Genomic DNA, 23364 nt, shown 5'->3' on the forward strand with positions numbered 1-23364 from the left:
ACGCCAAGGTGAGCTTCCATGCGGAACTGCGGCGGCATTGGCCCTTCTAAGAGCCTGTCAGCACCCTTCCTTTGTGACGGCGTGGCGGCAGGGCCTCGGTGTATATTGTTTTGAAGCGGTAAAGGTGTCTTTATGGGTCATAAACTCAAAATTGCAGGGTGGGTGTCGGTAGGTGTGATGGCGGGAGCTCTCACAACGGTGTCTCTGCAAACGATGGCCCGTGGCGCCATGACGCCGTTGCCGCTGGAAGAAATCCAGCAGCTTTCGGCGGTTTTTGGCCTCATCAAGACCGATTACGTGGAGCCGGTGGACGACAAGAAGCTCATCACCGACGCCATCTCGGGCATGGTGTCCAGCCTCGATCCGCACTCCCAGTATTTCGACAAGAAGTCCTTCAAGGAATTCCGCGAAGGCACGACGGGGCGTTTTGTGGGGGTCGGCATCGAGATCACCCAGGAAGACGGGCTGATCAAGATCGTGTCGCCCATCGAAGGCTCTCCTGCCTTTCGTGCAGGCCTCAAGACCAATGACCTGATCACCAAAATTGACGACACGGCCGTCAAGGGCCTGTCCCTCAACGACTCCGTGAAAAAGATGCGCGGCGAGCCCAACACCAAGGTCACGCTCACCATCTTCCGCAAGGAGGAAAACCGCTCGTTCCCCGTCACCATCACGCGTGAAGAAATCAAGACCCAGTCGGTCAAGGGCAAGGTGGTGGAGCCCGGTTATGCGTGGATTCGTCTCTCGCAGTTCCAGGACCGTACCGTGGATGACTTTGTGCGCAAGGTTGAAGAGGTCTACAAGCTGGAGCCCAACCTCAAGGGCATGGTGCTTGATTTGCGCAATGACCCGGGTGGTCTGCTGGATGCCGCCGTGGCGATTTCGGCCGCTTTCCTGCCCGAGAACGTGACGGTGGTTACCACCAACGGCCAGTTGGCCGACAGCAAGGCGACCTACAAGGCGGCCCCTGAGTTCTATCAGCGCCGTGGCGGGGGCGACCCATTGCGCCGCCTGCCCGCAGCGCTCAAGGCTGTACCGCTGGTGGTGTTGGTGAATGAAGGCTCGGCTTCTGCCAGCGAAATTGTGGCGGGCGCTTTGCAAGACCACAAACGCGCGACCATCATGGGCAGCCAGACCTTTGGCAAGGGCTCGGTGCAAACGGTGCGGCCTCTGGGCCCGGACACCGGCATCAAGCTGACGACGGCGCGTTACTACACGCCGAGCGGCAAGTCCATCCAGGCCAAGGGCATCGTGCCCGATGTGATGATTGACGAATCGGAAGAAGGCAACATTTTTGCGGCCTTGCGCTTGCGTGAAGCCGATCTTGATAAACATCTGGCCAGCGGCCAGGGCGCCGAGCAAAAGGACGAGACCCGCGAAAAGGCCCGGGACGAAGCCCGCAAGCTCCTGGAAGAAGAAGCCAAAAAGCCGATCGCGGACCGCAAGATTCCCGAGTTTGGCAACGACAAGGACTTCCAGTTGGTACAGGCGCTCAACCAGCTCAAGGGCCGCTCCGTGCTGGTGAGCAAGACGCTGACTGAACGCAAGGAAGAAAAGAAAGAGAATTGAGCGTTCGCTTTCAATCCAACAGCCTTCCAGGCCGGGTCTCGCGAGAGGCCCGGCTTTTTTCATATCCTCCTCCTACTTTTTTTGTCCCGCCCCTTCCATGACTGACGACCAGCTGCTGCGTTATTCCCGTCACATCCTGCTCGACGAGATTGGTATCGAAGGGCAGGAGCGCATCTTGGCGGCTCATGTGCTCATCATCGGTGCCGGTGGGTTGGGCTCGCCTGCGGCGCTTTACCTTGCATCGGCCGGTGTGGGCCACATCACCCTGGTGGACGACGACGTGGTGGACCTCACCAATCTGCAGCGGCAGATTGCGCACACCACTGCGCGGGTAGGTATGTCCAAGGTGGATTCCGCAGCGCAGGCGATGCTCGCCATCAACCCCGATGTGCTCGTTACGGTGCTGAAAACCCGCGTCGATGGCGCTGCCCTGGCAGACCTGGTGCAGCAGGCCACGGTGGTGCTCGATTGCTGCGACAACTACGCTACGCGCCAGGCCATCAACGCCGCCTGTGTGCAGCATGGCAAGCCGCTGGTGGCAGGCGCGGTGATCCAGTTCGATGCGCAGATCACCGTCGTGGACCCGCGTGATGCGCAGTCGCCGTGTTATGCCTGCATCTTTGCGCCCGATGCGGATTTCGAGGAAGTGCGTTGCTCCACCATGGGGGTGTTGGCACCGCTGGTGGGGGTGGTGGGTTCCCTGCAGGCAGCGGAGGCGCTCAAGCTGGTGGTGGGCATCGGGCAGTCGTTGTCTGGCCGGCTGCTGATGCTGGATGGCCGGTCGATGGAATGGAGCACCATGCGTGTGCAACGCGCACCCGCCTGCGCCGTGTGTGGTGCGGGAGCTGCGGCGCATGTGACGTCCAGTGTGGCGCGGTAGGAGAGTTCCTACAGGCCCAACGTATGGTCGCTGGCAGAATCAAGCTTGGTAACCGCCTAAATTAAAAGTACGAACAGCGCACCTCTGCGCTGCTTGCACACTTGGACTGTCTGTGAAGCTGCGCACCTACATTGTTGAAGACAACGCCACGATCCGCGAAAACCTGATTGGGACGCTGGAGGAGCTGGCCTCTGTGGAGGCCGTAGGCATCGCAGAAACAGAAGACGATGGCAAAAACTGGCTGTCCACACACAGCGATCAGTGGGACCTGGCCATCGTCGATTTGTTTTTGCGCCAAGGCAGTGGGTTGGGTGTATTGGCTGCCTGCCGCACCCGCCGTCCGGATCAGAAAATGGTGGTTTTGAGTAATTACGCGACCCCGGATGTGCGTATGCGTTGTGCCCAGCTGGGCGTGGATGCCGTGTTCGACAAGTCCAACGAAATCGATGCACTGGTGGACTACTGTGTTCAACACAGCCAGAGTCCCGTGACAGGTGGGGATTCCGTTGGACACCCGGTTTTCACCTCCCCCCTTCCGCGCCAGTGAGGTAGCGGCCCACGGTGGTGTGTGGCTGCGTCACCCTTCATGCGCAACACGCACACCCATCGCACACCCATCGCACACCCATCGCACACCCATCGCACGTCCATCGCACGTCCATCGGGCGCTGTGGTTTTTGCTCAGATCCTTCGTGACAACCGGTGATTTTTTTGCGTCAGGCACCCGCGTTAGATGGACCCGTGCGGTGGGGGGATGGCGATGGGGTCGGCGATGTGAGTGCGCAGGTTTGCCGCGCAGACGTCGCCGCCCACGATGCCGTGGGCTGGGGCCCTTTGTATCAGTCGATCAACCGGTTCTTGAGCGCGTAATAGGTCAGGTCGCTGTTGGACGACAGGCTCATCTTTTCCATCAACCGCGTGCGATAGGTGCTCACCGTTTTTACGCTGAGCGACAAGGCCTTGGCGATGTCGCCAGCCGTCTCGCCCTTGGCAAGCTTGAGGAACACCTGAAACTCGCGCTCGGACAATTGCTCGTGCGGCGGTGCGTCGTCTTTGCGGTTGAGTTGCTGGGCCAGCAGTTCGGCCACGGCGGGGGTGAGGTAGCGGCGCCCCAGCGCAATGGTGCGAATGGCTTCCACGATTTCCGACGGCTCGCATTCCTTGTTCAGGTAGCCACTCGCACCTTGGCGAATCAGGTTGATCGCGTAGTGCTCTTCCGGGTAGCCGCTCAAGATCAGAATGCCCATGTCGGGCGCTTTGGCGCGCAACATGGCCAGCGCATCCAGCCCGCTTTGGCCGGGCATCGACAGGTCCATCAACAACACGTCGATTTCCTTGTTGCGCACGAGATCAATGGCTTCACGGCCATTGCCCGCTTCGCCTTCCACGCGGAGGTCCACATGCTCCGACAGATACTGCCGCAGCCCAGAGCGAACAATCGCATGGTCATCCACAATGCCGATCTTGATCATTGATTTTTCTTTCGAGAGGCGGCAGTCCTGCTGCCAATGCTTTTTGATGTCCAAGGGCCCTGCGGTGATACGCACCGGGATGCGGCCACTTCGACGTGATGGCACATTATCCAGAATAAGTCTATGAACCTCAAAGAAAACACCCGGCGCTGGTTGCCCCGGGTCCGCAAGATGGCGCTGAGCCTGCCCATGGCGTTGCTCGCGGCCATGGTGCTGGTCGGTATCAACGAGACAGGTCACATGCGTTCTCAGGACGCTGTCGAGCAAATGGCCCTGGGCCAGACCACGCGCGCCGATGTCAACACCTTGCTGCAAAGCATGCTGGATGCGGAGACCGGGCAGCGGGGTTATCTGCTCACCGGCAATGAAAGTTATCTGGAGCCCTACGACAAGGCGATCTCCACGGTGCAGACCAATATGGACCGGTTGCGCAACCAGTTCCTCTCCTCGCCCGACGACATGCAGGAATTTGCGCAGCTTTCGCAGCAAATATCGCGCAAGCTGGCCGAGATGGAGTTGAGTCTGCGCCTGCGCCGAAAGGGGAACGAAGACGCCTGGAAGTTCATCTTGAACACTGATGTGGGCAAGGAGCACATGGAGGGCATTCGCAAACATGCGATGGCGCTGATAGATCGCAGCGACAAGCGTGTGCAGGCGGGCCGCGAGCAGATCGAGCAGTCGCTCACGCTTTCGCGCATCGGCATCGCTACCGTCACCGCCATCGGCTTGCTGGCGTTTTACATGTACTTGCGGCAGGCCCATGCTGTGCTGGTGGTCAATCAACGCGAGCAGGTGCTGCTTGAGCGCGAGCGCGACCGCCTTGAAGGCCTGGTGCGAGAGCGCACCGCCACCTTGTCGGAACTGGCCAACCATTTGCAGCAGGTGCGCGAAGAAGAGCGAGGGCATCTGGCGCGCGAGTTGCATGACGAACTGGGCGCCTTGCTCACTGCCGCCAAACTGGATGTGGCGCGCCTCAAATCCAAGATTGATGCCGCAGCGCCAGACATCGCGGAGCGGCTCAAGCACCTCACGGAAACGCTCAACAGCGGCATCGCGCTCAAGCGCCGCATCATTGAAGACCTGCGTCCTTCGTCGTTGTCCAACCTGGGCTTGACTGCGGCCCTGGAAATTTTGGCGCGTGAATATGGTGATCGCGCGGGTATCGAGGTGGACACCAGCCTGGAGACGGTGGACCTTCCCGATGCATCGCAACTGACCGTTTACCGCATGGTACAAGAGGCCCTGACCAACGTTGGCAAATACGCCAATGCCAAAAAGGTGCTGATATCGGTGCACGCTCATCCCACCCATGTTGCCGTCGACGTGCGTGACGATGGCCTCGGGTTTGAGCCCAGCGCCGTGCGCCCCGCATCACATGGCTTGGCGGGAATGCGCCACCGTGTGGAGGCCGCAGGTGGGCGGCTCACCATCACCTCCCGCCCTGGCAACGGGACCATCTTGTCTGCCGTGCTGCCCATCCCGCGATCGCCTGTCGTGCGTGTGTAGCCCGCTTGGGTTTGCGCCCTCCAGGTAAGGCGTAGGGCAGGGGTGTGCCGTTGAGCGCACCACGGTGCTGCTCGATGGCGACCTCGTGCGCATTGCCCGTTGCGGCACGGGGCGCTCTCCACACGTTCGCTCTTGGGGCGTGTGGCTTGCTTTTTCCCTGACTTGCACGCCGCTTTGGGTGCGCGGACGTTTGTTGCCAGATAGTGCGCCAGGAAGGCTTTCGTGCGCAGGTGCAGGGCTGCGCCTGCGGCCGGATGCCTGCCTGTGTGCGGGGGCCCCCTGCTTTTTGTCAGCGCCTTGGTGGAGTGCGTCCTGTCCTACACCCCTGGCGCAACACCACCGACACGCTGGTGCGCCGGGGACCGGCATCTTCGGCACCCCGGGCCACCTACATTGGAATCCAGGCGAACAAATGTTCACGCCACCTGATCAGCCGGCAGTCCGGCCACTACACAAGGAGATGGAAATGTTGCATTACGCCGTTGTTTTTCTGGTTATCGCACTCATTGCAGCCCTCTTCGGCTTTGGCGGTATTGCTGCCGGTGCCGTGGGCATCGCCAAGATCCTGTTCTTCGTGTTCGTGATCATGGCTGTTGTGACCTTCGTGCTGGGGCTGCTCAAAAAGGGGTAACCCGTTTTGACACCACACCCCGCTGTTTCACCCCATCCCAAGGAGTTTCCATGAATGTTCAAACTGCTACCGACACCGTAAAAAATGGCGTGCGCAGCCTGACCGACGATGTGCTGCAAAGTGCGCAAGACGCCGTGCAGGCGACACGCGACGTGGCCGACCAGTCGCTGGACAAGGCGCAAGAAGGCGTGCGCGCACTGCGCAGCAAAGCCGATCCAGCCATTGATGAATTGGCTGCCCGTGCACAAGATCTGGCGGCTCGCAGCATCGATTACTGCGCTGAAACCAGCGCCCGGGCTCGTCGCCAGATGCAGCAGGCTGCGGACATCACGGGCAAATATGTGGCGGAGCAGCCTGGCAAGTCTCTGATGATTGCTGCGGCATCGGGTGCGGCGCTTGCAACGCTGGCGTTCTGGATGTCACGTCGGCGCGCTGCTTGCTGAGAGAGTGACAGAGGCTCGCGCCCCAGGTCCCCCACAAGGGCGTGTGAGCCCTTCATCGATCCAAAGCGCGCCCCGATTGAATAACCACCCCGCAGGCGAACCATGAAAAAAGATCAACAACCATCCCGCGAAAAGGGCATGACGCTGGACATGCAGGCACTGCATGCCGCCGCCACGGACCTGGATGACGGCGCCGTCACCCCTGCGTTCGGCCCCCACCGCGATGCCATTGTGCGACTGCTCAATGATGCATTGGCCACCGAGCTGGTGTGTGTGTTGCGCTACAAGCGCCACCACTTCACGGCGCATGGCATGGCATCGCCGGCCATTGCGAATGAGTTCATGGTGCATGCGAATGAAGAAGCGGCGCACGCGGACCAGATCGCCAAGCGGATCGTGCAACTCGGTGGCGAGCCGGATTTCAATCCCGACACGCTTGTCAGCCGCAGCCATGCGAAATACGACACCGCGCTGGACCTGCGAGAGATGGTGCGGGCCAATCTGGTGGCAGAACGCATCGCGGTAGAGGCTTACCGCCAGATGATCGCGTTGATCGGCGACAAGGATCCGACGACCAAACGCATGTTCGAAGGCATTCTGGCCGACGAAGAAGAGCATGCTGATGAGATGAAGGATTTACTGGAACGTTGATACCAGTCGTTTCAGATTTTCCCCCCAGTTCGCCGGTCGCGGAGGGTGCAACAGACCGGTGGACTGATATTGTTCCAGCACCCGCGTTTCCAACCATTCTTGAAAAAGGAAAACACCATGAAATACGCACGCGCCCTTGCTTTTGCAGCAGTTGCTGGCATCACCATCGTTACCGCTACGGGCTGCTCTGTAGCCCGCGAGCAGCAAACGGTTGGTTCGTATGTGGACGATGCTGGCATCACCACCGCCGTCAAGGCCAAGATGGCTGAAGACAAGTCGGTTTCCGCCACCGCCATCAGCGTGGAAACGCTGAACGGCACGGTGCAACTGTCGGGTTTTGCCAAGTCGCAAGCCGAAAAGAACCAAGCCGAGAACATTGCACGCACCACCAAGCATGTTCGTGAAGTGCGCAACAGCATTGTTGTGCGCCCCTGAGCGAACCGCTTGAGGCCACCGGGCGGTTGAGGCCAAGGCGTACCGCAAGGTGCGCAGGTCTTGATGCCTGGCGGCCTTCAACGCCCCAGCAGGCTCCAGCTCCCACTGGAGCCTGTTTTTTTGTGGATTGGTGGATGTCAGCGGTGCTCATCTCACTGGGTACGCGCCTTGCTTGTAGAAAACATGGCCCTCGTTGCAGGAGTGTCCTGGCGAAGGCGATCTGAAGAGTGGCAGCATGATGTGCCCATTCATCCTGCGTGCAGACGCGCCAGCACGCATCGAAGTGACCATCGGCGCGTTTCCGGGGGCCAGCCATGGCATCAGTCACGGCAGATCTTTTGCCATGGGCATTTGCTCTGCCTCACGGGGGGTTAAGCTTCACACCATGCGGGCACTCAATTGCGACCATTGTGGTCATCTGGTTTTTTTTGACAGCGTTCAGTGTGTTCACTGCGGCAACACGCTGGCGTTTCTGCCCGATAGGTTGGTGATGGCGGCGCTGGCTCCTTCCCCCCAGGACGGTCCGGGCGTCTGGCGGTGCATGGGCGGCCACGGCGCTGCGCAGCACGCCGGGCGGCTTTACCGCATGTGCCGCAATCAGATCGTCTACCAGGCCTGCAATTTTGCGGTGCCGGTGGGCGATGCGTCGGACCTGTGCGCGTCTTGCCGCCAGACGCGGGTGCTGCCCGACTTGTCCGAGCCCACCAACATCGGGCGCTGGATGCAGATCGAGGCCGCCAAGCGGCGGTTGTTTTACACCCTGGCCCGCCTGCGGCTGGAGCCTGCGCCCGGCGGCACCGGGCCGGTGTTTGAGTTTCTGGCGGATGTGCCCGGCTGGCCCGCTGTGCTCACGGGGCACCTCAACGGCACCATCACGCTCAACGTCGCCGAGGCGGACGACGACGTGCGCGCCAGCCGACGCATCGCACTGGGGGAGCCCTTTCGCACCCTGGTGGGCCACCTGCGGCATGAGTCGGGCCATTTCTATTGGGACCAGCTGGTGCGTGACGGTGGGCGCATGGACGCCTTTCGCCAGATGTTCGGCGACGAACGCCAGGACTACACCACGGCACTGGATGCACATTACGCCCGGGGCAATGCGCAGGGCAACTGGGCCGCGCACTATGTGAGCGCCTATGCAGCCGCGCACCCCTGGGAGGACTGGGCCGAGACGTGGGCCCATTACCTGCACATGATTGATTTGCTGGAGACCTCGGCCAGTTTTGGCACCGAGGTCACCGTGCCCGGCATCTACGGCGCCCAGCACAGCACCGCCGTCGACCCTTTTGCCCGGCCCGCGCCAGGTTTTGATGCCATGGTGCAGCACCTGGTGCCGCTCACGCTGCTGCTCAACAGTCTCACCCGAAGCCTTGGGCAGCTCGATGCCTACCCCTTCGCGCTGTCGGGCCAGGCGCTCGCCAAGCTGCGCTTTGTGCACGACGTTGTGCAAGATGCTGTCGGCGGACGCTCTTGACTATTTGAGTGAAATTGGCCTGTAGCGCTTGATGTATAAGCGCAGGCAGCTATCAATTCAGTAGTAAAATGTTGCGACGTGTTGCCGCCTTGCTGGTAGATGCGGGGAGGTGCGAATGCGTCACGGCGGCCCCATGGGTGCATGACGGGGGGCACCTCGCCTTAAAACTCCAGGTTGTCGATCAGCCGGGTGGTGCCCAGCCGCGCAGCGCCCAGCGCCACCAGCGTGCCCGGTGCATCCGCCGGGGTGGCGGGCAGCAGGTCATGGCGGCGGCGCACGGTGAGGTAGTCGGGTTGCCAGCCACGGGCGATCAGGGTGTCCCGGGCCTGCTGCTCGTGCGCGGGCTGGGCGGACGGTGTCTCTTGCCACTGCTGCGCCAGCTGGTGCAGCGCGTGCGATAGCGCCACGGCCTCCTGGCGCTCGGCGGCGCTCAAGTAGCCGTTGCGCGAGCTCAGCGCCAGCCCATCGGCTGCCCGGCTCGTTTCGCCCGCCACGATGGTGACGGGCAGCGCAAATTGCCGCACCATGTGGCGGATGACCATGAGCTGCTGATAGTCCTTTTTGCCAAACACGGCCGTGCCGCCGGTCTGGCCCAGCACGCAGGCAAACAGCTTCATCACCACCGTGCTCACACCGACAAAAAAGCCGGGGCGAAAGTAGCCTTCCAGCATGTCGGCCAGCGCCGGGTCGGGGTGCACCGTGAAGGTCTGGGGCTCGGGGTACAGGTCGGCCTCGCGCGGTGCAAACAACACGTCACAACCGGCGGCCCGCAGCTGTGCGCAGTCGGCGTCCCAGGTGCGCGGGTAGTTGTCGAAATCTTCATGGGGCAGAAACTGCAGGCGGTTGACAAAGATGCTGGCCACCGTCACGTCGCCCAGCGGTTTGGCCTGCCGCACCAAGGCAATATGGCCGCCGTGCAGGTTGCCCATGGTGGGTACAAAGGCGGGGTGGCGGTAGGTGGCCAGGGCTTGGCGCAGATCGGAGATGGTGTGGGCGATGAGCATGGTGTGGCGGATCGAAAACGCAGGAGGTGGGAGGCAGAGGGCAGCAGCCCGGACAGAACTTTCGGGGGCTACCAGGCGTGCAGCGCATTGTTAGGAAAACGCCCCTGTTTGACGGCCAGCACATAGGCCTCGATGGCGCCCCGCACGCTGCCGGCGTCTGCCATGAAGTTGTGCACAAACTTGGGCGGTTTGCCCAGGTTCACGCCCAGCATGTCGTGCAACACCAGCACCTGGCCGGCGGTGCCATTGCCCGCGCCAATGCCGATGGTGTGGCAGTGTGCCAGCGCGCCGGTGAGGTCGGCGGCCAGCGCGGCGGGCACCATCTCCAGCACCAGCATGGCGGCACCTGCGTCTTGCAGCTCGTGGGCTTCTTGGCGCAGCGTGCGTGCGGCATCGTCGGTTTTGCCCTGCACGCGGTAGCCACCGAGCGCGTGCACGGTTTGCGGCGTGAGGCCCAGGTGGGCGCACACCGGCACGCCGCGCTGCACCAAAAACTCCACGGTGGGCGCTGTCCAGCCACCGCCTTCGAGCTTGACCATGTGGGCACCCGCCTGCATCAGCGTGCAGGCGTTGCGCAGGGCTTGTTCGCGGCTTTCGGCATAGGTGCCATAGGGCAGGTCGGCAATCAGCCACGCCGTGCCTTGCACGCGCTGCAGCCCCCGCGCCACGCTGGCGGTGTGATAGGCCATGGTGTCGATCGCCACCCCCACGGTGCTGGGCAGGCCCTGGCACACCATACCCAGCGAGTCGCCCACCAGGATGCAGTCCACGCCCGCCGCATCGGCCGTGGCGGCAAAGGTGGCGTCGTAGGCGGTCAGCATCGTGATTTTTTCGCCCGCTTCGCGCATCTGCGCCAGGCGCGGCAGGCTCACGGGGCGGCGCTGTGGCAGGGGCGATGCCGGGGGCAGGGTTCCATAAGGCGTGGCAGAGGCTGCGTTGACGGCGGTCATGAGGCTCCCGGAGAAAAAAATTGCCGCGAGTCTATGTCAGCGCCGAGCGCACGCCAATCCCGTTATGCTCCCGCCCCATGACGCACTCGACACCACAGCCCCAAGACAACGATGTGACCGAACTTGCCCGCGCCGATGTCGCCCGGGCCCTGGCAGAGGACGTGGGCGGCGGCGACCTGACCGCTGGCCTGATACCCCCGGGCCGCCGCGCCCGCGCCCGCATCCTTGCGCGCGAGGCGGCCGTGGTGTGTGGCGCGCCCTGGGTCGAGGCCGCTTTGCGTGCCCTCGACCCCACGGTGCAGACCACCTGGCATGTGGGCGAAGGCCTGCAATGCGCACCCGACCAGGTGGTGCTCACCCTCGAAGGCGATGCACGCGCATTGCTGAGCGCCGAGCGCACGGCGCTCAATTTTTTGCAGTTGCTGTCGGCCGTGGCCACCAAAACCCGCACCTATGTGGATGTGGTGGTTGGCACGCGCGCGCACATTGTGGACACGCGCAAGACCCTGCCGGGCCTGCGCCGCGCGCAGAAATATGCCGTGCGCGTGGGCGGTGGCACCAACCACCGCATGGGCCTGCACGATGCCGTCCTCATCAAGGAAAACCACATTGCCGCTGCGGGGGGCGTGGCGGCGGTGCTGCGCGCTGCCGAGAAGGTGGCGTCTCAGGCCAGCTTCATCGAGATCGAAGTCGAAACCCTGGAGCAGCTGACCGAGGCGCTGAACGCAGGCGCCAAGATGGTGCTGCTGGACAACATGCCCCTGGCACAGCTGCGTGAAGCCGTGCGCATCAACGCAGGCCGCGCGATTCTGGAAATCTCGGGCGGCGTCACGCTCGACGGCCTGCGCGAGCTGGCTGAAACCGGCGTGGACCGCATCTCCATCGGTACCCTGACCAAAGACGTGAAGGCCACTGATTTCTCGATGCGCCTGCAGGAGCTGGCATGAGCACCACAACCCTCCAACGCATCGACGTCGAATACGAGCAGCCTGACGAGGCGGCATCGGGCTCCGTCTGCGCCACCAAACACGCCTGGGCACGCGTGCCGCCCGAGCCTTCTGTGTCTGAGCGCGCGGCGCTCAAAGACAAGATCCGCCGCCTGCTGAAAGAGAAAAACGCGGTGATGGTGTCGCACTACTACGTGCACCCGGACCTGCAGGACCTGGCCGAGGAAACCGGCGGCATCGTGAGCGATTCGCTCGAGATGGCCCGCTTTGGCCGCGACCATGCCGCGCAGACGCTGGTGGTGAGCGGCGTGCGCTTCATGGGCGAGACGGCCAAGATCCTGAGCCCCGAAAAGACCGTGCTCATGCCCGACCTGGATGCCACCTGTTCGCTGGACCTGGGCTGCCCCATCGACGCGTTCAGCGTGTTCTGCGATGCCCACCCCGACCGCACCGTGGTGGTGTATGCCAACACCAGTGCGGCGGTGAAGGCGCGGGCCGACTGGCTCGTCACGTCCAGCTGCGCGCTCGACATCGTGGGGGCCTTGAAGGCTGCAGGGCAAAAGATCCTGTGGGCGCCCGACCGCCACCTGGGCGCCTACATCCAGCGCGAGACGGGGGCCGACATGGTGTTCTGGAACGGCGCCTGCATCGTGCATGACGAGTTCAAGGCACTGGAGCTGGAACTGCTCAAAAAGGAGCACCCGAATGCCAAGGTGCTGGTGCACCCCGAAAGCCCCGCCGACGTGGTCGCCCTGGCCGACGCGGTGGGGTCCACCAGCGCCATCCTCAAGGCCGCGCGCGAGATGGATGCCACCGAATTCATCGTGGCCACCGACAACGGCATGATGCACAAGCTGCGCAGGCTCAACCCTGGCAAGACGTTTTACGAAGCGCCCACCGCCGGCAACAGCGCTACCTGCAAGAGCTGCGCGCATTGCCCCTGGATGGCGATGAACGGCCTAGCCGATGTGGCGCGCGTGCTCGAGACCGGCGCCAATGCCATTGAGGTGGATGCGGCCCTGATCCCGCGTGCACGCCAGCCGATTGATCGCATGCTGGCCTTCACGGCAGCCCTCAAGAACGGGCAACCCGCCGCCGCTCTGGTGTCCCACCTCGGGGCTGCCTGAATTTATTCAGCCTGAGCCTCTTTGCAGACAAGGATGCTCTTTAATTGATAGCTGATAGCGCTTATTCATCAAGCGCTATGGCCTGTTTTGATGGTGACATCACGCATCGACTTCACACAGCCGCTGGACGCTAGCGCACCGCGCCTGCGCCACGCCTTTGGCGCCCCCCATGAGGTGCTGGTGGCCCACGCGTTGGCGGACGTGCGCGGTGTGCTCGACGCGGTGCATGTTGCCGCCCAGCGCGGTCACTGGTGTGTAGGGTATGTGCGCTACGAGGCCGCCCCCGCATTCGATGCCGCCCTGCAAACGCAGGCGGCCGACGGGCCGCTGGCCTGGTTTGCCGTGTACGAAGCGCCCCAGGCCTGGCCCGAGGGGGACGTGCCGGGCAGCGCGCAAGTGCAATGGCACGGCGGCCACGACCGCGGCGAATTTGACGCCGCCCTGGCCCGCATCCAGCAGGCCATAGCCGCCGGCGAGCTGTACCAGGTCAACCACACCGCGCCGCTCACCGGCATGCTGCTGGGCAGCGCCAACGCGCTGTTCGCAGCGCTGCAGCGCGCCCAGCCCGGCGGCTATGCGGCGTACATCGACGCGGGGGATGAGCAGGTGCTGTCGGTATCGCCCGAGCTGTTCTTCGACTGGCAGGACGCGCCGGGCGGTGGCACCATCCTGGCCCGCCCCATGAAGGGAACAGCCCCGCGCGGCGCGACGCCCGAACAGGACGCGGCGCATGCCGAGCACCTGCGCACGGCGCCCAAGGAGCGGGCCGAGAACGTGATGATCGTGGACCTGCTGCGCAACGACCTGTCTCGCATCGCGCTGCCTCACAGCGTGCGCGTGCCAGCCCTGTTTGCCACGCAGGCCCTGCCCACGGTGTGGCAGATGACCTCGGACGTGACGGCACGCACGCGGCCAGGCACCACATTGACCGACGTGTTTGCGGCGCTGTTCCCGTGCGGATCGGTCACCGGCGCGCCCAAGGTGCGGGCCATGCAGATGATCCGGGCGCTGGAGCGTGCGCCGCGCGGCGTTTACTGCGGCGCTGTGGGCGTGGTGCGGCCCGTGGGCGAAGCGGGCCTCGACGGAACGCACCGCGTGGCCGCCACCTTCAACGTGCCCATACGCACCGTGGTGCTGCGAGCCTCGGCGCAAGCCCAAGCCATTACGGCGACCTGTGGCATTGGCAGCGGCATCACGTCGGGGGCGGAGGCGGATGCAGAATGGCAGGAGTGGCGCCACAAACGCGCCTTCGTGGAGCGGGCCAGCATGCCATTCGAGATTTTGGAAACCCTGGCGCTGCGGGATGGAAAACTCCAGCACGCCGACCTGCACGTCCTGCGCATGGGGGCGGCGGCGGCGCACTTCGGTTTTTTGTGGAGCCCGCACGCCGCGCGGCAGGAGCTGCAGATCGCCGTGCTGCGCCACATGAACGGGGCGTGGCGGGTGCGCCTGCTGCTGGCGGCCGACGGTGGTGTGCGCGCCGAGGCCCACGCGCTGCAGCCCACGCCCGAACCCGTGCGCCTGCAGCTCGCCGACCGCCCATTCGGGGCAGCGCATGGCGAGTTCGTGCGCCACAAGACCACGCGCCGCGAGCACTATGCGGCGTTTGCGCCCAAGGCCCCCGGGGTGTTTGACACCGTGCTGTGGAACGAGGCTGGGGAGATCACCGAAGGCACCTTCGGCAACATCGCAGCCCTGCTGGACGGCCGCTGGGTAACCCCACCACTGTCATCGGGCCTGCTGCCCGGCATCGGCCGCGCGGTGGCGTTGCGTGAGGGCCGGGTGATCGAGGCCGTGCTGCGTGTGACAGACGTGCCCAAGGTACAAGGCTGGGCTTTTATCAACAGCCTGCGCGGCTGGCTCAACGCCACCTTGCACGCCGGTTGAGGCTTTGCAGCAAAGCAGGCTGGGTTTGCACAAGCGTGCCCAGGCCTGCCCAAGCGTGTGCAAGCCAGCTCAAATCAGCCACGGGAAGGGTTTGGAAGGCTCTGGATGGTTGCAAAAAACATCTTTTGGCCCGCTACCGCTTTGGGTATAAGCGTAAGCTGCTCCTGAAAAGAGAGCAAAAAATCACGTAACCCGCAGGGCCAACGCCCGGCCATCACCACCGCGCCTGCGCTGTTTCCACGCGTCGCGCAACACAATGGGTGCATGCATTTTGCTGCGCGGGGTTCGTCTGTGAGCCCCCGATCCTGCAACGGCTGACAGGCCTATAAGCCGCCTCCTACAAACAGCCTGCGGGCGCGGCACGACCATGGCATTGCACAGGGCGTCATGGCGCTCATGGTGTTCATGGCATTCATGTGCAGATTGTTCAGCCACCCCACCGCAGAGCCCATGGCAAACCGCCACTCACTCTCACCCTACCTTCCCCCATTCACCGAGAAATACACCATGCAAACCGTCTCCGACATCATGACCCGTGGCATTCGAACCATGGCCCCTACCGACACCATCACTGCAGCGGCGCAGGCCATGCGCGAATTGGACGTGGGCTCTGTGCCCGTGTGCGACGGCGTGCGCATGGTGGGTATGGTGACCGACCGCGACATCGTGGTGCGCGCCGTTGCGCAAGAGCGCATGCAAGCACCCCTGAGCGAGATCATGTCGGAAGGCCTGTTGTATTGCCACGAAAGCGACTCCGTCGCATCGGCGCTTGAATCGATGCGCAAACAGCAGGTGCGCCGTCTGCCCGTGGTCGACAAGGACCAGCGTCTGGTGGGCATCGTGTCGTTGGGTGACCTGGCCACCAAGGCCGACGGGGGTGGTGTGGGGGAGGCCATCCGCGACATTTCCGAGCCGTCAGAACCCCATCGCGCGGGGCTCTAGGCTGTCAGCGGCGCCCCGGCCACTCCCGGCCATGGCCACCGCCAGCGCGTAGCCACTGCCCTGCGGCCCAGCCCTGCGCTATGGCCGGTCGCTGGGCGGTGACGTGGATGCGGGGGCTGCGCATCACGATTAGACGGACGGTGGTGGATCTGGTGAAAATGCACTGCCCAGACCGCCGTCGAGAACGGGCTTTTACAGCCGTTCTTTGGCGTACGAACCGCGGTCCATGTCCACCACTTCCACGCTCAACTGCACCAGCACGCCACTCGGGCGTGGCGTGCGTTCACGCAGCACGGCAGCAATCCGCTCGGACAGGCCTTTTTTGGCCTCGGGCGAGCGGCCCGCGAGCAAGCGCAGCTGTGCATGCACAAACGCGCGTTGGGCTGGTGCCGTGCCAATCTCGAAGCTGTCGGCCACGATAAAGCGGGTCTTCACATCGGCTTCGTCCTGCACCTCGGGGTGGGCGCACAGCGCGGCATTCAACGCCGTCAGGGTTTCAGCCTCGGGGTAGAGCGGCAGGTTGCTGGAGTATTCGACGGTCAGGTGGGGCATGGGGTGTTTCCGAACAAGGGGGATAGGTGGCACCGGGCAAATGCGGCCTATGGATGGTACTGCGGTGGGCGTCGCCGGGGTGTTGGGGTATCACCGGCGCGCAGGGGGCACCAGCAGCGTGGGCGCTGCCGGGGCTGCCATCTCGGGGTAGTCGCGGCTGTAGTGCAGGCCCCGGCTTTCGCGGCGCATTTGTGCACTGCGCACGATGAGGTCGGCCACCTGCACCAGGTTGCGCAGCTCCAGCAGGTCGCGTGTGACGTGAAAGTGGGCATAAAACTCCTGGATCTCGCCCTGCAGCAGCGCGATGCGGTGGGTGGCACGCTCCAGGCGCTTGTTGGTGCGCACGATGCCCACGTAATCCCACATAAAGCGGCGCAGCTCGTCCCAGTTGTGCGAGATGACGACGGACTCGTCGGCATCGGTCACGCGGCTGTCGTCCCACGCGGGCACGGTGGGCAGGTCGGCCGTGGATGCAGCGGCAATGGCCTGCGCGGCGGCGCGGGCAAACACCATGCATTCGAGCAGCGAATTGCTGGCCAGCCGGTTGGCGCCGTGCAGGCCGGTGCAGGCCACTTCGCCCACGGCGTACAGGCCGGGCAGGTCGGTGCGACCTGCCAGGTCGGTCAGCACGCCGCCGCAGGTGAAGTGGGCGGTCGGCACCACGGGGATGGGTTCCTTCGTGATGTCGATGCCCAGCGACGCGCAGTGCGCGAGGATGTTGGGGAAGTGCTCTTGCAAAAACGCGGCGCTTTGGTGCGAGATGTCGAGGTGCACGCAATCGAGGCCGTGTTTTTTCATCTCGAAGTCGATGGCGCGGGCCACCACATCGCGTGGCGCCAGTTCGGCACGCGGGTCGTGGTCCAGCATGAAGCGGGTGCCGCCGGCCGAGGGCGGTAGTAGCAGTTTGCCGCCCTCGCCGCGCACGGCCTCGCTGATGAGGAAGGACTTTTCGTGCGGGTGGTACAGGCCCGTGGGGTGGAACTGGATGAACTCCATGTTCGCCACGCGGCAGCCCGCGCGCCAGGCGGCGGCAATGCCGTCGCCCGTGGCGGTGTCGGGGTTGGTGGTGTACAGGTACACCTTGCCTGCACCACCCGTGGCCAGGATGGTCTGCGGTGCGCGGAAGGTCACGACAGAGTCGGTCTCGCTGTCGTGCGCATACAGGCCCAGGCACCGGTGGCCGCTCAATCCCAGCTTCTCGGTGGTGATCACGTCCACCAGCGTGTGCTGCTCAAACAGTGTGATGCCGGGCGTGCTGCGCACCACGTCGATGAGCGTGCGCTGCACGGCGGCGCCGGTGGCGTCGGTCACGTGCGCAATGCGGCGGGCGCTGTGGCCGCCCTCGCGCGTGAGGTGCAGGTGGTCGCCTTCGAGCGTGAAAGGCACGCCCAGTTCGCGCAACCAGGCGATGGATGCGGGCGCGTTCTCGACCACAAAGCGTGTGGTGGCCAGATCGCACAGGCCCGCGCCTGCCTCCAGCGTGTCTTCGATGTGGGCGGCAAAGCTGTCGTCGTCGGCCAGCACGGCGGCAATGCCGCCCTGCGCCCAGGCGCTCGAGCCGTCTTGCAGCGCACGTTTGGTGATCACGGCCACCCGGTGTGTGGGGGCCAGGTGCAGCGCTGCAGACAGCCCGGCCAGGCCGCTGCCTACGATGAGAACGTCGAAGTCGTGGGATGCCATAGGGGTCCGTCGTTGCCTTGAAAAAGGGCGCAACTCCAGGCCAGTGCCACCGTGGAACTGGCTTTGCCAGGCCACCGGTGGCGTCCCCCTCCCGAAGGAGCGGGGGAAGGCGCCGAAGGCGACTCAGGGGGTGTCATGCAGGTACATAGGCCAGTCGCACGTAGATGGGCGCAAAAGCCTCGGCCTGGGTGATCTCGATCAGCGTCTCTTTGGCCAGCTCCAGCAGGGCGATGAAGGTCACCACCAGCACAGTGCTGCCGTGCTCGGGGGTGAAGAGTTCTTCGAACTCCACAAAGCGGCGTCCCTGCAGGGTTTTGAGCACCATGCTCATGTATTCACGCACCGAGAGCTCTTCGCGGGTGATCTTGTGGTGTTGCACGAGCTTGGCGCGTTTCAAAATGTCGCGCCAGGCCTCTTGAAGATCCATCACGTGCACTTCCGGGAAGCGTGGCTGCAGGCTTTGCTCGATATAGACCTGGGCTTTCAGGAAGTCGCGCCCGTACTGCGGCATTTGCCCCAGGCGCGCGGCTGCCATCTTCATTTGCTCGTATTCAAGCAGGCGGCGCACCAGTTCGGCACGCGGGTCTTCGGGCTCTTCGCCTTCGGCCTGCTTCTTGGGCGGCAGCAGCATGCGCGACTTGATCTCGATCAGCATGGCCGCCATCAGCAGGTATTCGGCCGCCAGCTCCAGATTGCGGTTGCGGATCTCGTCCACATAGGCCAGGTACTGCTTGGTCACCCCCACCATGGGGATGTCCAGGATGTTGAAGTTCTGCTTGCGGATCAGGTAAAGCAGCAAGTCCAGCGGCCCTTCGAAGGCTTCGAGGAAGACTTCGAGCGCGTCGGGCGGGATGTAAAGATCGGTGGGCAGCGCAAAGAGCGGCTCGCCATACAGGCGCGCCAGTGCCACTTGGTCGACCACGTCGGGCATGCCCGAGTCGGCCTGCGCGGCAGTGCCCGCCGATGTGTCGGCAGCGTCGGCTTGGCGCGCAGTGGTCATGAATTGCTACTGAAAATATAGCTGCTAGCGCTTTTCTGGTAAGCGCTAGAGGCCATTTTTATGCCTGAACGGCCGAATGAATCAATCGGCGTTGGTCTGGTAGACGTAGGGCTTTTGTTCCACCTGGCCGTCGCGGTATTCGCTCCAGATCTTGCGGTCCACCTTCTTGTCCCACAGCAGTGCGCGGCCCGCGAGCTGCTGGCTTTCCAGCTCAGGCTTGGTGACCTTGAGCTGGTTGATGAACTGGGTGGTATCGGATTGGTAATCGGGGCGGCGGAAAATGGACATGGACTGTTAACCTCTTTTGCTGGATTTTACCGGGAGCCTCCATGCCCTTGAACTATTGCGCCCCCACGCGTGTGGCCATCGCCCTTATTGCCTTGCTGGCCCTTGCCGCCTGCGACCCCCAGCGCATCAGCGAACTCAAAGAAGGCGTCTCCACCGAAGCCGATGTGCGCGACCGCTTTGGCGCGCCCGAAAACGTCTGGGACGAGCCCGGCGGCGCCCGCACGCTGGAGTACAACCGCCAGCCCGCAGGCCAGGTCAACTACATGATCACCATCGGCCCCGATGGCCACATGACCGCGTTGCGCCAGGTGCTCACGCCCGAGAACTTTGCCCGTGTGATGCCCGGCATGCGCATGGACGAGGTGCGCCGCCTGCTGGGCAAGCCCGCCAAGGTCACGCCGTACACCCTCAAGAATGAAACCTGGGCCGACTGGCGGTTTGTGGCGCCGCCCAACCAGCCCAAGGCCTTCACGGTGATCTATGGCCCTGACCAGTTTGTGCTGCGTACGCAGACGGGCGACGACATGGACGCGCCCGAGTTCAAGGGTGGGCGCTGATTCAGGGCGCAAGTTTTCGTTTCAATGCCCGTGCCACTGGCGGCGGCAGGCTGGCCAGTGACTTCAGCAGGTGTGGCAGCACGCGCAGCTTCAGGCCTGCCAGCGTGGGAGGCACCACGGCGTCGATGAGGTGTGGGCCCGGCGTGCGCAGGGCATGCTCGAAGGCTGCCAGAAACTCTTCGGTGGTGGTGACGCGGCGCGCGCGGACGCCCATGCCCTCGGCCAGCGCCGCAAAGTGGATGGGCGGGGTACGCAGGTCAAGCTGGCTGCGGGCCTTGTCGCCAGCGCCCGCCGCACCCACGCGCTGCAGCTCCACGTTGAGGATGGCGTAGGAGCGGTTGTTGAACACGATGGAAATCACGTCGAGTTGCTCGCGAGCCATGGTCCACAGCGCCTGAAGCGTGTACATGGCCGAGCCGTCGCCTGCCAGCGCGATCACCTTGCGGCCCGGGCTGGCGATGGCCGCCCCCACGGCGTTGGGCAGGCCTTGGCCGATAGCGCCACCGGTGAGGGTGAGCACATCGTGGCGCGGGCTGCCTGCGGTGTACAGGGGCAGCATGATGCCGGAGGTTTGCGCCTCGTCCACGATGATGGCGTTGTCCGGCATCAGGTGGCCGATGGCCTTGCACACCTTGTCTGCCGTGAACTTGCCGCGCGGTCGGCCCGGGCGCTCTGGCGCCTGCAGCACGGGGGCGGCGCTGGCGGCGCCCAGGGCCTGCACCAGGCGGTCCAGGCTGGTGGCCACGTCCTGCTCGAAGGTGGCCAGGGTGTGCAGTTGGCAGCCTTCGGGCACCAGGTAGCTCTTCTTGCCGGGGTAGGCAAAGAACGACACAGGCGCCTTGGCATCCACCAGCACCAGATGGTCCAGCCCGGTGAGCTGCACGGAGGCCAACTCGGCCAGATAGGCAATGCGCTCCACCAATGGCAGGCCTGCGCCGCGCTCGATGCGTGTGGGAAAGACCTCCGCAAACAGTTGGGCACCGGTCTGCGCGGCGATGCGCGCCGCCGCCATCAGCGTGGGCGCGCGCAGGGCCCGCGTGCCCAGCAGCAAGGCTTTCTTGCCAGGCCCCCGCAGCGCCTGGGCGATGGCGTCCACCGTGGCGCTGTCTGCTGGCGCAGGTGAGGCAAGGGTGGGTGGCGGCGCGCTGACCCCGCCATCGCTCCAGGACACGTCGGCGGGCAGTATCAGTGTGGCCACCTGGCCCGGCGGCCCCTGGCACACGCCTATGGCCTCGGCAGCGTCCTGGCACAGCTGGGCGGTGCTCCGCGAGGTGCGCACCCAGGGGGAGGCGTTGCGGGCCACGGTCTCGATGTCGGACTGCAGCTGCGCGTCGTACTGCACGTGGCTGGTGGCGTGGTCGCCCACGATGTTGAGCACGGGCACGCGGCCCTTGCGCGCGTTGTGCAGGTTGGCCAGGCCGTTGCCCAGGCCGCAGCCCAGGTGCAGCAATGTGGCGGCGGGCTTGCCTGCCATGCGCGCGTAGCCGTCGGCCGCGCCCGTGGCCACGCCCTCGAACAACGCCAGCACGGCGCGCATCTTGGGTTCGCTGTCGAGCGCGGCGACAAAGTGCATCTCGCTCGTGCCAGGGTTGGTGAAGCAGACGTCGATGCCTGCATCGACCAGGGTCTTCATCAGGGCTTGTGCGCCGTTCATAGACTCTCCTTTTGATAGCTGCTTGCGCTTTATGGACGGGCGCTAGAGGCTGATTTGAAGTTTATTTCCCGGGGGCCATGTGCCGCGCCGCTGCGCGCGCCGTGAGGATGCAGCCCGGCAGGAAGGTGCCTTCGAGCGAGCGCTTGCCGCTGGCACCACCGCCGCCAAAGCCAGCCGCTTCGCCCACGCAGTACAGGCCGTCGATGGGCTGGCCGGCGCCATCGAGCACCCGGCTGCCCAGGTCGGTCTGCAGGCCGCCCAGGCTCTTGCGCGTGATCAGCTGCATCTGGATGGCGATGTATGGCCCGGCGCCGGGCTGCTGCAGCGGTGCGGGCGTGCAGGTGCGCAGCTTGTCGGGCCCCCACTGGCGCGCGTGCAGGATGCGGCGGATCTGGTCGTCGTTGTGCAGCTTGGCGCCGTTGGCGAAGTTGGCGTCGAAGGCGTCAGCCGTGGCCTGCAGCGCCCCGGGCGGCACGTCCTGCGAGCCGGTCAGCGCGTTCATCTTGGCGGCCAGGCCGGCGAGCGTGTCGTCCACCAGGAAGTGTTTGCTTTCGGCGGCCATCTGCTTGACGAGGCGGTGATTGCCCAGCAGCGTCTCCTTGAGGAACGCGGGGAACTGCATGTCGCGAATACGCTGGTTGTGCTCGGCGCCCGAGATGGCAAATTCCTTGGCCGCGATGCGCCAGTTCAGCAGGTGCCAGGTCCAGGGCTTCTCTTGCGCGGCCACGCGCTGGCACAGCCAGTGGGTGTCAAAGCCGGTGACGAGTGGCTCGGGGCCGATGCGCCGGCCCTGGTGGTCCAGCCACAGCGCCGACTTGCACGGGATGGTGGACAGGCCGTGCCCCTCGAAATGTGGGAACGGGTGCGGAAAGCCCGCAGCGTAGTTCCACATCTCGCCCGCGCGGCTGATGCGCGCACCCAGCGCCTCGGCCACCCAGTGGTGCATCTTGCCGTCCGCAAAAGGGTGGGCGCCGTTGAGCATGGTGGCGGGCATGGGGCGGTCGGCAGGCCAGTTGGCGCGCGTCTGTTCGTGGCTGCCGTTGATGCCGCCCATGGCCAGCACCACCTCGGGGGCCGACAGCCGCACCTCGGCGCCGGTTTCTTCGTTGACCGCCAGCACGCCCGATGTGCGGCCCTGCTGCAGGTCGAGGGCGCTGGCGCGGTGGCGGTGCAGCACCGTGAGCCGCCCACCGGTGTCGGCCGCACGCATCGCGGCGATCATGCGGCGCGCGAGCGCACGTGCGGTGCCCCAGACGATGTGGTAGCGCGGCACGCTGTTGCCGTCGCCAAAGCGCCCGCGCTCCACCCAGTTGACGGCGGGCATGAACTTCACGCCCTCGCCGAGCAGCCAGTCGTAGACCCCGGCGCGCGAATGCTCCGCGTAGTGGCGTGCCCACTGCAGCGCCAGTGCGTCGTTGGCGTCGAGTTCGCCAAAGCGCACCCAGTCACGCAGCGCGGTCTCGGGCGTGTCGGGGATCTTCATGCGCGCCTGCAGCGGCGTGCCCACCAGGGCCATGCCGCCAAACGCCCACAGGGCCAGGCCGCCCAGTCGCTCGGGCGTGTCGCGGTCCACCAGCGCAACGCTGCGACCCGCGCGCAGGCATTCGAGCGCGGTGACGATACCGGCCAGCCCGCCGCCAACAATCACCACGTCATGGTGCTGTGCTGCCATGGTTTGTCTCCTTGTTGTGAACCTCTGCGGTTTCTTTGTGCGG

23 protein-coding genes are annotated in these 23364 nt (G+C 64.5%); 14 read left to right on the forward strand and 9 right to left on the reverse strand.

Annotation, left to right across the window (positions count from 1 at the left end):
* Nucleotides 1–132: 132 nt before the first annotated feature.
* From KI609_RS05245 to KI609_RS05255, 3 genes are all read left to right on the forward strand, one after another.
* Nucleotides 133–1569 carry a S41 family peptidase gene (locus KI609_RS05245; protein WP_226447827.1) on the forward strand — a complete coding sequence of 479 codons (1437 nt, stop codon included), beginning with the start codon at nt 133–135 and terminating at the stop codon, nt 1567–1569.
* A 97-nt stretch (nt 1570–1666) separates the two neighbouring features.
* Nucleotides 1667–2449, forward strand: coding sequence for a HesA/MoeB/ThiF family protein (locus KI609_RS05250; protein ID WP_226447829.1), 783 nt, complete (start codon nt 1667–1669; stop codon nt 2447–2449).
* 112 nt (nt 2450–2561) lie between these two features.
* Nucleotides 2562–2996: a response regulator gene (locus KI609_RS05255; protein ID WP_226447831.1), complete on the forward strand. Its 435-nt coding sequence runs from the start codon at nt 2562–2564 to the stop codon at nt 2994–2996.
* Between the two features lie 292 nt (nt 2997–3288).
* Here the strand turns inward: KI609_RS05255 and KI609_RS05260 are convergent, their stop codons facing one another.
* Nucleotides 3289–3921 carry a response regulator transcription factor gene (locus KI609_RS05260; protein ID WP_226447833.1) on the reverse strand — a complete coding sequence of 211 codons (633 nt, stop codon included), beginning with the start codon at nt 3919–3921 and terminating at the stop codon, nt 3289–3291.
* A gap of 123 nt (nt 3922–4044) precedes the next feature.
* Between KI609_RS05260 and KI609_RS05265 the strand changes: the two genes are divergently transcribed.
* From KI609_RS05265 to KI609_RS05290, 6 genes are all read left to right on the forward strand, one after another.
* Nucleotides 4045–5427, forward strand: coding sequence for a CHASE3 domain-containing protein (locus KI609_RS05265; protein ID WP_226447836.1), 1383 nt, complete (start codon nt 4045–4047; stop codon nt 5425–5427).
* A gap of 466 nt (nt 5428–5893) precedes the next feature.
* Nucleotides 5894–6058, forward strand: a complete 165-nt coding sequence (locus KI609_RS05270; RefSeq protein WP_010463174.1) for a DUF1328 domain-containing protein — start codon at nt 5894–5896, stop codon at nt 6056–6058.
* A gap of 50 nt (nt 6059–6108) precedes the next feature.
* Entirely contained in the window at nt 6109–6501 is a 393-nt protein-coding gene (locus KI609_RS05275) for a hypothetical protein (RefSeq protein WP_226447838.1), read from the forward strand.
* A 102-nt stretch (nt 6502–6603) separates the two neighbouring features.
* Nucleotides 6604–7152: a ferritin-like domain-containing protein gene (locus KI609_RS05280; protein WP_413463374.1), complete on the forward strand. Its 549-nt coding sequence runs from the start codon at nt 6604–6606 to the stop codon at nt 7150–7152.
* A 117-nt stretch (nt 7153–7269) separates the two neighbouring features.
* The gene (locus tag KI609_RS05285; protein WP_226447840.1) at nt 7270–7587 is read left to right on the forward strand and encodes a BON domain-containing protein; all 318 of its coding nucleotides are present in this window, start codon (nt 7270–7272) and stop codon (nt 7585–7587) included.
* Nucleotides 7588–7972: 385 nt separating this feature from the next.
* The gene (locus KI609_RS05290) at nt 7973–9061 is read left to right on the forward strand and encodes a putative zinc-binding metallopeptidase (RefSeq protein WP_226447842.1); all 1089 of its coding nucleotides are present in this window, start codon (nt 7973–7975) and stop codon (nt 9059–9061) included.
* A gap of 161 nt (nt 9062–9222) precedes the next feature.
* Here KI609_RS05290 and panC read toward each other — a convergent pair whose 3' ends face one another.
* Nucleotides 9223–10065: a pantoate--beta-alanine ligase gene (gene panC, locus KI609_RS05295; RefSeq protein WP_226447844.1), complete on the reverse strand. Its 843-nt coding sequence runs from the start codon at nt 10063–10065 to the stop codon at nt 9223–9225.
* 68 nt (nt 10066–10133) lie between these two features.
* Nucleotides 10134–11015 (reverse strand): 3-methyl-2-oxobutanoate hydroxymethyltransferase, encoded by an 882-nt coding sequence (gene panB / locus KI609_RS05300; RefSeq protein ID WP_226447847.1) that lies wholly within the window; start codon nt 11013–11015, stop codon nt 10134–10136.
* Between the two features lie 77 nt (nt 11016–11092).
* Between panB and nadC the strand changes: the two genes are divergently transcribed.
* From nadC to KI609_RS05320, 4 genes are all read left to right on the forward strand, one after another.
* Complete coding sequence (nadC, locus tag KI609_RS05305; RefSeq protein ID WP_226447849.1) at nt 11093–11962, forward strand: carboxylating nicotinate-nucleotide diphosphorylase; 870 nt, start codon at nt 11093–11095, stop codon at nt 11960–11962.
* Nucleotides 11959–13089 (forward strand): quinolinate synthase NadA, encoded by a 1131-nt coding sequence (gene nadA, locus KI609_RS05310; protein ID WP_226447851.1) that lies wholly within the window; start codon nt 11959–11961, stop codon nt 13087–13089. Before nadC ends, nadA begins: the two co-directional genes overlap by 4 nt.
* A gap of 90 nt (nt 13090–13179) precedes the next feature.
* Entirely contained in the window at nt 13180–14976 is a 1797-nt protein-coding gene (locus KI609_RS05315; protein WP_226447853.1) for a chorismate-binding protein, read from the forward strand.
* Nucleotides 14977–15483: 507 nt separating this feature from the next.
* Complete coding sequence (locus tag KI609_RS05320; protein ID WP_226447855.1) at nt 15484–15918, forward strand: CBS domain-containing protein; 435 nt, start codon at nt 15484–15486, stop codon at nt 15916–15918.
* Nucleotides 15919–16110: 192 nt separating this feature from the next.
* Here KI609_RS05320 and KI609_RS05325 read toward each other — a convergent pair whose 3' ends face one another.
* The 4 genes from KI609_RS05325 to KI609_RS05340 form a co-directional block, all read right to left on the reverse strand.
* Nucleotides 16111–16470 carry a 5-carboxymethyl-2-hydroxymuconate Delta-isomerase gene (locus tag KI609_RS05325; RefSeq protein WP_226447857.1) on the reverse strand — a complete coding sequence of 120 codons (360 nt, stop codon included), beginning with the start codon at nt 16468–16470 and terminating at the stop codon, nt 16111–16113.
* Nucleotides 16471–16560: 90 nt separating this feature from the next.
* Nucleotides 16561–18150, reverse strand: coding sequence for an L-aspartate oxidase (nadB, locus tag KI609_RS05330; RefSeq protein ID WP_226447860.1), 1590 nt, complete (start codon nt 18148–18150; stop codon nt 16561–16563).
* Between the two features lie 133 nt (nt 18151–18283).
* Complete coding sequence (locus KI609_RS05335) at nt 18284–19150, reverse strand: segregation and condensation protein A (RefSeq protein WP_226447862.1); 867 nt, start codon at nt 19148–19150, stop codon at nt 18284–18286.
* Nucleotides 19151–19231: 81 nt separating this feature from the next.
* On the reverse strand, nt 19232–19438 hold the full coding sequence (locus KI609_RS05340) for a DUF3460 family protein (protein WP_226447864.1): 207 nt from the start codon (nt 19436–19438) through the stop codon (nt 19232–19234).
* Between the two features lie 41 nt (nt 19439–19479).
* Here KI609_RS05340 and KI609_RS05345 point away from each other — a divergent pair, with 41 nt between their 5' ends.
* A complete protein-coding gene (locus KI609_RS05345; protein WP_226447866.1) occupies nt 19480–19995 on the forward strand; it encodes an outer membrane protein assembly factor BamE in 516 nt (171 codons plus the stop codon).
* A 1-nt stretch (nt 19996) separates the two neighbouring features.
* Here the strand turns inward: KI609_RS05345 and KI609_RS05350 are convergent, their stop codons facing one another.
* Both KI609_RS05350 and KI609_RS05355 read right to left on the reverse strand, forming a co-directional pair.
* Nucleotides 19997–21649 (reverse strand): acetolactate synthase large subunit, encoded by a 1653-nt coding sequence (locus KI609_RS05350; RefSeq protein WP_226447868.1) that lies wholly within the window; start codon nt 21647–21649, stop codon nt 19997–19999.
* Between the two features lie 61 nt (nt 21650–21710).
* Entirely contained in the window at nt 21711–23321 is a 1611-nt protein-coding gene (locus tag KI609_RS05355) for an FAD-binding protein (protein ID WP_226447870.1), read from the reverse strand.
* Nucleotides 23322–23364: the final 43 nt, after the last annotated feature.

Source organism: Acidovorax radicis, assembly GCF_020510705.1.
Taxonomy (GTDB): domain Bacteria; phylum Pseudomonadota; class Gammaproteobacteria; order Burkholderiales; family Burkholderiaceae_C; genus Acidovorax; species Acidovorax radicis_A.